The organism is Thiohalocapsa sp. (assembly GCF_022340605.1).
In the GTDB taxonomy this organism is placed as follows: Bacteria; Pseudomonadota; Gammaproteobacteria; order Chromatiales; family Chromatiaceae; genus Thiohalocapsa.
The window spans coordinates 1-8,760 of sequence record NZ_JAJDNQ010000128.1 but is presented as its reverse complement, the minus strand read 5'-3'; the positions used below and the strand labels follow the sequence as shown (position 1 = coordinate 8,760).

Genomic DNA, 8,760 nt, shown 5'->3' with positions numbered 1-8,760 from the left:
CTGGGCCTGTCCGGTTACGCGCTGGTCAGCAAGACGGACTTCAGCTTCATGGGCGGCTTCCTGTTCGCCGGCATGATGGTGGTGCTCGTCGCCATGGTGGCGAGCCTCTTCCTGCACATGCCGGCGCTGTCGCTGGCGGTCTCGGGAGGCATCATCCTGCTGATGAGCGGGTTCATCCTGTTCGACACCAGCCGGATCAAGAACGGCTATGAGACCAACTACATCATGGCCACCTACGGCATCTACCTCAGCATCTTCAACCTGTTCATCAGTCTGTTGCAGATCCTGGGGATCATGAGCGACGACTGACCGCCCGCGGGCGCGCCTGCGCCCGTGCGCGTCAAGACGCCCGGCCCGGCCTACCGGCGCCGGGCTTTTCTTTGCCGCCTGTATACAACCTGACGGAGGGATTGCGCCATGGAGCTGTTCCTGAAGATCGCCGCCGCGGCGGTCCTGATCATGATGCTGTTCTACCTGTGGCCCGCCTTCAAGCAATGGCAGGAACAGGGCCCGAAGGCCCAGAAGGGCGACTGGCAGGCGGCCATCCTGCCGCTCGCGGCCGTGGTCGGCCTGGTGGTGGTGCTGGTGCTGCTGGTGCGATGAGCCAAGGCGCGCGCGGTTTGGCATCGCATCGCGCGCGGTAGCCCGGCGTGTGCGGTATCGCGGGCATCGTCGGCCCCGGGGCCCAGGGGCGCGCGCCGGCGCTGGCGGCGATGCTGCAACGGCTCGCCCACCGCGGGCCGGATCACACCGGCACCCTGCTGCGAGGGGCTTTTGCGCTGGGCCATACCCGGCTCAGCGTCATCGACGTCTCGGCGGCGGCGCATCAGCCGCTTCTGTGCGCCGACGGGCGTTACGCGCTGGTCTATAACGGCGAGTTGTACAACTACCGCGAGACCCGCCGCGAGCTGGCCGCCGCAGGCGTCACCTTCCGCACCGACAGCGACACCGAGGTGGTGCTCGCCGCCTGGCTGCACTGGGGCGCCGAGTGTCTCGCACGCTTCAACGGCATGTTCGCGTTCGCCATCGCCGACCTGGACACGGGGCGGCTGTTTGCGGCGCGGGACCGCTTCGGCATCAAGCCGCTGCACTATGCAGTTGTCGACGGCGCGCTGATCTTCGCCTCCGAGATCAAGGCGATCACGGCCGCCCTGCCGGCACCGCCGCGGTTCGAGCCGGGCAAGCTCGCGGAGCTGCTGCTGTACCGCGAAGCCATCCGGGAGGATCTGCTCGCTGGCATCCATGCGCTGGAGCCGGGCCACGCGCTGGAGCTCACCGACGGTGACCCGGCGACGCTCCAGGTCCATCGCTGGTTCCACGTTTCGGACCTGCCGGACGCCCGGCGCGCCCGCGAGTTGGCCGCGCTGCGCCGGGACGAGCGGCTGGACGCGCTGGAGCGGGTGCTGCGCGAGAGCGTCGAGCGCCACCTGGTGAGCGACGTGCCCGTGGGCAGCCTCTGCTCGGGCGGCGTGGACTCGTCGCTGATGACCGCCTTCGCCTGCCGGCTGCGCCCGGACGTGAGCGTCTATCACGTGGACATCGCCGACCACTCCGAGCGGCGCTGGGCGGAGCAGGTGGCCCGACATCTCGGCATCGACATCCACTATGACCGCCTCACGCGGGAGAACTATCTCGCCGGCTACATCGACGCCATCTGGTACAACGACGCGCCGCTGACCCACCCGCAGAATGTGCCCATCGAGCGCATCAGTGCGCTGGCGCGCCGGCACGGCTGCAAGGTGCTGCTGGCCGGCGAGGGCGCCGATGAAGGCTTCGGCGGCTACGACTGGCGCTACCGCATCCGCTGGAACTGGCTCCAGCTGGCACGGCGCACCGACCTGCTGCGCAAGCTCTACCGCAAGGGCATCTTCGCCCTCACCGATCTCTGGCTGGAGCGGCCGCGGCACGACTTTGTATTCCGCGCCTGGGCGAACCCAAGCGACGTGCTGGAGCAGGTGGCGGACGGTGGCTTTCGCGCCACGCTGGAGCGCGACTGCCGCGCCGCCTACGGCTTCATCGAGGACCCGACCGACCGCGAGATCCAAGCCGCCATGACCGCCGACTACCGCGACTACATCGGCGCCATCGTCCACCAGCAGGACCGCGCCAGCATGCAGGCGGGCATCGAGTCGCGGGTGCCGTTCCTGGATATCGAGGTGGCGCGCTTCGCGGCGAACCTGCCGCGCGCGGACAAGCTGACGCGGCGCGAGTCCAAGCGCCTGGTCAAGGCGCTGGCCCTGCGCCACCTGCCGCGGGCGGTGGTGGAGCGCACCAAGATCGGCTTCGCGAGCCCGGCGGCGGACTATGTGCTGTCGCTGGGGGACGCCTGCTTCGCCGACGGCTTCCTGGCCCGCGAGGGCGTGCTGAGCCCGGCCGAGACCCGCGCCCTGCTCGCGCGCGACGCCGCCAACTTCACGCACATGCTGTACGGACTCGAATTCTGGGGGCGCATGTTCTGCTGGGGGCAAACGGCCGCGGAGCTGCGCGAGCGGTTCGTCGGCTGACGCCTGACAGCGCCGGCGCGCGGCCGCCTGGTGCAGCGCTGAGCGACATGCGGCCGCGAGCCAGAGCCACCAGACTCCCAGTCGGCTGCCCTGAGGCCGCCGACCTTCAGTCGGCTACCCCAGGTTGGGCCTCCTACGTCGGCCAGACCTGCGCGTGCGGCGGCTGCGGCAGGTTCGGAGCGACGGCTTGCCTCGTTTGAGGTGCGTGGGACCACGCCGTCAGCGGCGCTGGAAGAACGACTCACCCTGGTAGCTGAGCACGGCGCCGTCGGCGACGACCCGTTCCAGGCGCAGCCCTTCCCGGCTCTCTTCGTGCTCGGTGAGCTTGCGGCCGTTGATGTAGATGAAGCGGCGCCGCGGGTCCGCGTTGTAAACATGCACCGTCATCGAAAACGGTGGCAGGCGGTTGCGCAGATCCAACGATGGCGCCTGCGGCAGCGGAACCTCGTCCTTCGGCGGGCGAAGCTTCAATGCCGGGGGCGTGGGCAGTGGCGGCGGCGCCCTGGCGGCGCGCTTGGTGGCACTCGGGTCCTGTTTGCGGACCAGCTTTTTGAAGGCATCGATCTCGGCCAGCAGGTCCTGCGGCACCGGCGCGTGCTCGACCGGCGCCGGCCCGCTGGGCAGCGGCTGGCCGGGTGGCGGTGGCGTCGGCAGCGCACGCGAGTCGGCGACGGACGCCGAGGTTCGCGCGCCGTCGCCCAGCACGGCCCGACGCAACTCGTCGGCGCCTCTCGGCAACGGCTGACCGTGCTTGGGGGGCGCCGGCACCACGAGCACTTCCGGCTCCACGCTCAGGCTGTCCGGATCAGTCAGCGACAGCGGTCCGGTGGGCGCGGCTGCCGTGCGCGGCGGCTCGGCGCCCGCCCCGGGCGGCGGCGGGGCGGTGTTGGCGCCGGACAGCGGTGCGGCGGCGACGGGCGGGCCGGCGGCTGGTGTCGCGGTCTCCGGCGGCGGCAGATCCAACGCGGTCGCCGGTGCCGCCACCACCGGCGTGCTCGGCTCCGGCGGCGGCTGCATCGACCGGCTCGGCGCCGGGCGGGCAGATGCGACGTCCACGGATGGCCCCGCGGCGATCGGCTGTTCCCCGTGCGGGCTCTGAGGTGTCGGCGCGGGCAATGCCACTGCCGCGCTGCGCTGCGCGCGCTCCGTTGGCACCAAGCCCAGACCACGCAGCATCAGGAAGCCCGCGGCACCCAGGGCCAGGAGCGCCAGCAACAGCGCCAGATAGGCCCATGGGCGCCGGCGCGGCGGCTCCATGGGCACGTCGATGCCGAAGCCCTGGACACGTGGCACCTGGCCGAGCTCCCGGTCGCTCTGGGACTTCTTGAGGGCTTCAAGGATGTAGGACATGGACCCGGAGGCCTGGGGCGTGGCAGCGGTTACGGAGAATGGGACAGCCGCGGCGCATCCAGGTCCGCCAGGACGTTGCTCAACATGATGAGCGTGCGCGGCCCGGCGAGCCCATCGCTGTTCAGGCCATGCGCCTGTTGGAAGGCACGTACGGCCGCGACGACATCGGCATCGTAACGCGCCGGATCGACGGTGAGCTCACTGCCCGGCAGCCGCGCGAGCCGCTCGCGCAGCCAGGCGATGGCATCGGCGGAATCGCTACTGGCGATGACGCGCCCCCCGAAGGGCGGCGTGCGCCACAGCAGCAGGTAGTCGCCAGACCAGCGCTCGTCCAGCAGGGCGATGGGCACGCGCATGGCCACCCCATCGCGATACAAGAGGGCGTGCTCGTCGTCGAGGCCGCCCACGACGACGTAGCCCGACTTGTTTTCCCCCAGCGTGAGCTTCAGCGCCGCGGGCCGATCGAACCGGCGCAAGTCCGACCAGCGCCCCTCACTGCGCTCGCAGGCCAGCGCGAAGGCCGGCACCGCGGCGCAGTCCAGCCGACGCACGCCGGGAGCGGTCTTGATACGCCAGCGGCTGAGCAGCTCGTCCACCACCGCGTCCTCGTCCAGCAGCGCCCGCCCCAGCGCGTCCGCGCCCAGGATCGGGACCTCCGGCGCCGTGTTGACGCGGGCCATGGCGATGCGTGGCGTCGGGCGCCCGGCCGTCTGCGCGGGCGGCGCTTGGACTGGTGGCGCCGGCTCCGCGGCGTCGGCGGTCTCGTCGGCCGTTGTCTTGCCAGCGCCGGTATGGGCCACGGCCAGCGCCGGCCGCATCGCTGCCTGCGTGGCTGGCGCTTCTGTACGAGCGGTTGTGGCGGAGGCATCCGGTGCTGGCGGCGCGGCAGCCGCCCTGGCGTTGGCGGGCGCGTCGGCGCGGAGCCGCGCGGCATTCTGACCCGGCTCGGCATCATCACCCCGCGGCGGTACCAGACGGACACTGCTGGCGGCGAGAGGTGGTTGCGGTGGATCGGGCTGTTGCGAAGCCGTTTCGTCGGCCTCGGCGAGCCGGTCGCCACCTGCATCCGCGAGGCTGGCCGTGGTTGCAGCGACAGCGACCGGCTTGGAAACAGACGGCCCGCCCTCCGGCCAGCCGACGACGGCGGTCCATTGCGCCGATAGGTGCTGGGGCAGCCACCGCGGCAGATCCGAGGCGCCGATCCACACGCCGAGCGCCAGGGCGGCCAGCACGGCGGCGGCGGCGCCCAGCACGCCGCGCCGCCGCGGCCGCGCCGGATCGGTGCGGTCGATCACCTCGCGCGCCGCGGCGTCGACGATGTCAGGTGTCACCTGCAGGCGCCGCGACACCGCGGCGCCGAGGAGCGCCCGGTCGCACAACAGATTGATGAGCCGGGGCACACCGCCGGTGCGACGGTGCACCCGCTTCAGCGCCTTGGGCGTAAACAGGGGCCGGTCAACGCCGGCGACCGCGATGCGATGCTCGATATAGGCGGCGGTCTCCCTGGCGCCGAGCGGCGTCAGGTGGTAGCGGGCGGTGATGCGCTGGTTGAGCTGGCGCAGCTCGGGGCTCGCGAGCAGCGTGCGCAGCTCCGGTTGGCCGATGAGGAAGATCTGCAGGAGCTTCTGCTTCGACGTCTCCAGGTTCGTCAGCAGGCGGACCTGCTCCATCACCTTCGGGCGCAGATTCTGCGCCTCGTCGATGATCACGACGGGCCGGCGGCGGCGCGCGTGGGCGTCGAGCAGGAAGCGGTTCAGCTGGTCGAGCATCACCTTCACCGACGGCTCGCCGGCGGGCAACTCCACGCAGAATTCGTCACAGATGGCGTGCAGGAGCTCGGCCGCGGTCATGGCCGGATTGACCACCAGGGCGACATCCACGCCCTCCGGGAGCTGCTCCAGGAAGGCGCGGCAAACGGTCGTCTTGCCGGTACCCACCTCGCCGCTCAGCAACACGAAGCCGCCGCCGTCGCCGGCGCCATAGAGCAGGTGCGCCAGCGCCTCGCGATGCTGCCCACTGAGGAACAGGTACTGCGGGTCCGGCGTGATGGAGAAGCTGGGCTCTTTCAGGCCGAAGTATTTCGGGTACACGCTTGTCTCGCTGGCTCACGCCGGTGGCGGCGGGCCCGGCGTCGGCGGCGGGTGGCTCGCCCTATGGGACATCGAACGAACTGATGCCGATATCTCCACAAAATATAGAGAAAAAACCCCAAGGTTGCACGCGGCTTATACACGCCCGCGGCGCGTGCGGCCCGCGCCGACGGACAGGCCGCGTTATCATGCACCGCAGCCTGTTCCGGTCTCGTCACCCCATCCATGCCTCAGCCGAACCACCAGCCGCTGATTCTCTGCGCCTTCGGCGACGTGATGCTGCATGGGCGCTACCAGGAACGCGCGGATGCCGGCACGGCCGATGCGGTGCTCGCGCCGTTGGCTGCGCTGCTCGCGGATGCGGACTTGGCTGTCGGCAACCTGGAGACGCCGCTCACCCGTACCGACGCCGCACGCGCCGACAAGCTCTGCCTGCGCGGAGACCCGGTCTACGCCGGCTGTCTTGCCAGGGCCGGGGTATCAGTGCTGAACCTGGCCAACAACCATTGCATGGACTTCGGCGCCGAGGCGCTCGCAGAGACCCGCGAGCTGCTGGGCGCCGCTGGCATCGCCTGCACCGGCGCCGGCGCCAACCTCGCGGAGGCCATGGCGCCGATCGTCATCGAGCGTCGCGGCGTTCGCGTCGGCCTGCTTGGCGCCTGCGACCCGCTCACCAAGCCCGCACCGCCGGCCACCGGCACGTCCGCCGGCATCGCCCCGTTGGACCCGGATGCCGTGCTCGCGGCGGTTGATCGGCTGCGCCCGCGGGTGGACCACGTCATCCTGATGCTGCACTGGGGCCTGGAATACAGCCCGTTGCCGACGCCAGAACAGGTGGCCTTCGGCGATACGGCCTGCGCGCGCGGCGTGTCGGTGATCCTCGGCCATCACAGCCACTGCATCCAGGGCGTGGAGCAGCGCGGCGCTGCCGTGGTCGCCTACAGCCTCGCCAACCTCACCGACGACGGCGTGGATTTGAAGACCCCGCAGCGGCATTACCTGGCGCCGCTCACGGACGTGGACCGCGAGTCGTTCCTGCTGCGGCTGGCGCTGCACAAGGATCACGTCGAGCTGCTCGACCCCGTGCCACTGTGGCTGGACGACGCCGGACGACCCACCCGCGCCAGCGGCGAACTGGCCGAGAAGATCCGCGCCACCCTCGCGGGCTGCACCGCGCGGTTGGCCGACACCGGTGATCTGGAAGCGTACTGGGCGGACAGCGTCATTGAGCGGCGGGTGGCCGGGCCGCTGATCTCCTGGTGGCGGGACGGCAGCCTCTGGGACAAGATCCGCCGCTTCCGCCCGGGCCAGTTGGTCTCGGCGTGGCTGCTGCTGTCTACCTATCTCAAGGTCCGCTTATCGCGCTCCGGGGAGCGCTGGCTCCTGTACAACGAGCGCAACGACACCCGGCCCATGCCGACGGTGCGTGAGCCGCGCGGCGATTCCGGCGCGACCGGACCCAGCGCCAACTGACTGGCCGGGCTTGCCTGGAACGCGACAACTAGCCTGACACAGGGGGCGTGTAGCCGCGCCGAAGCCTCGGTAACGCCGGCATGGCGGCTTCGCTTTGGGACGGTGACGTATTCCGTGTAGGTCGGGTTAGCGCCGCGTAACCCGACGCTGGGCGCCAGTAAGGGCGCCAGTAAGGGCGCGAGTAAGCCGTTGATTGTCGGGTTACGCTATCGCTAACCCGACCCACGATCCGCTGGATTTGGGCGTTGCGAGCAATACTTTTGCGGTCGCTTCGCTGATCCGCCCTGCACGAGCCTTCTGAATCTTGGCGCAGCCGTAAAAGCCTGACACCAGGGGCGATGCCCGAACCTACCATCAGCACCATCATCCCGGCGCATAACGCGGCAGCCCACCTCGGGGACTGTCTGGACAGCGTGCTGGCGCAGCGCGGCGCCTTCGGGCACGAGATCATCGTCGTCGACGATGCCTCCACCGATGCCACGGCCCAGATCGCAATGAGCCGGCAGGGCGTGCGCCTGCTGCGGCTGCCGGAGAATCGCGGCCCGTCAGCGGCACGCAACCACGGCATTGCCGCCGCCACCGGCTCGTTCATCGCGTTTCTGGACGCCGATGACCGCTGGCCGCCGGGGCGACTGACCGCCGGGCTCCAAGTGCTGGAGGCGCACCGCGACGTGGATCTCGTATTCGGCGACTGTGCGATGTTCGACGCCGGCGGCGAGCGCATGGCGTCCTTCTTCGCCGATGCCGGTCTCGATGAGCGGTTCTGGGGCGATGCGCTCTTGATCCCGGATCAAGACCTGAAGCTTTTCCGGCTCAATTACGTCCCCACCGGCGCCGTGCTGGTGCGCCGCGCGCCGCTTGCCGCCGTCGGCGGCTTCGACGAGTCGCGGCGGCTGGTGGAGGACTTGGAGCTGTGGCTGCGCTTGGCGCAGGTCTGCCGCTTCGCGCACATTGCGATGGTGTGTCAGCACAAGCGCAGCCACGCCGCCTGCGTCTCCAACCAGCGCGAGGCCATGGCGCTCGCGAACCTCGAGGTGCTCGGCGAGCACTGGCAGCGGCGCCGAGGCGAGTTGCGCCGACGCGGGCTGCGCATGCGCCGCTACTTCGCCTACGAGTATTGCCTGCTCGGCGACCTGCGCGAGCGCGCCGGCGATGCCCGGGGCGCCCGGCATTGGTACCAGCGCGCGCTGCGCACCGTGCCGTCGCCGCGACCGCTCTATTACTGGCTGCGCACGCTGTTGCCGGCAGCGCTTGGGCAACCGGCACCGAGCAGAGACCCGTGAACGGTCTGCTCGGCGGCAAGGACCTCGGCGCGGGCGACCTGGCGCGCTTGGCGCACTTCG

General features: G+C 70.5%; 7 protein-coding genes. 5 read left to right on the top strand and 2 right to left on the bottom strand.

Features of this window, described 5'->3' with window-relative positions:
• From LJE69_RS16205 to asnB, 3 genes are all read left to right on the top strand, one after another.
• A partial coding sequence (locus tag LJE69_RS16205) for a Bax inhibitor-1 family protein (protein WP_296927018.1) occupies nt 1-309 on the top strand: 309 nt, incomplete at its 5' end.
• A 108-nt stretch (nt 310-417) separates the two neighbouring features.
• On the top strand, nt 418-603 hold the full coding sequence (locus LJE69_RS16200) for a hypothetical protein (RefSeq protein WP_296927015.1): 186 nt from the start codon (nt 418-420) through the stop codon (nt 601-603).
• A gap of 47 nt (nt 604-650) precedes the next feature.
• On the top strand, nt 651-2,504 hold the full coding sequence (gene asnB / locus LJE69_RS16195) for an asparagine synthase (glutamine-hydrolyzing) (RefSeq protein ID WP_296927013.1): 1,854 nt from the start codon (nt 651-653) through the stop codon (nt 2,502-2,504).
• A gap of 219 nt (nt 2,505-2,723) precedes the next feature.
• Here the strand turns inward: asnB and LJE69_RS16190 are convergent, their stop codons facing one another.
• Nucleotides 2,724-3,854 (bottom strand): general secretion pathway protein GspB, encoded by a 1,131-nt coding sequence (locus LJE69_RS16190; protein ID WP_296927011.1) that lies wholly within the window; start codon nt 3,852-3,854, stop codon nt 2,724-2,726.
• Between the two features lie 29 nt (nt 3,855-3,883).
• Complete coding sequence (locus LJE69_RS16185; protein WP_296927009.1) at nt 3,884-5,944, bottom strand: ExeA family protein; 2,061 nt, start codon at nt 5,942-5,944, stop codon at nt 3,884-3,886.
• A 225-nt stretch (nt 5,945-6,169) separates the two neighbouring features.
• Between LJE69_RS16185 and LJE69_RS16180 the strand changes: the two genes are divergently transcribed.
• A complete protein-coding gene (locus LJE69_RS16180; RefSeq protein ID WP_296927006.1) occupies nt 6,170-7,417 on the top strand; it encodes a CapA family protein in 1,248 nt (415 codons plus the stop codon).
• Between the two features lie 338 nt (nt 7,418-7,755).
• Nucleotides 7,756-8,700 carry a glycosyltransferase family A protein gene (locus LJE69_RS16175; protein ID WP_296927004.1) on the top strand — a complete coding sequence of 315 codons (945 nt, stop codon included), beginning with the start codon at nt 7,756-7,758 and terminating at the stop codon, nt 8,698-8,700.
• Nucleotides 8,701-8,760: the final 60 nt, after the last annotated feature.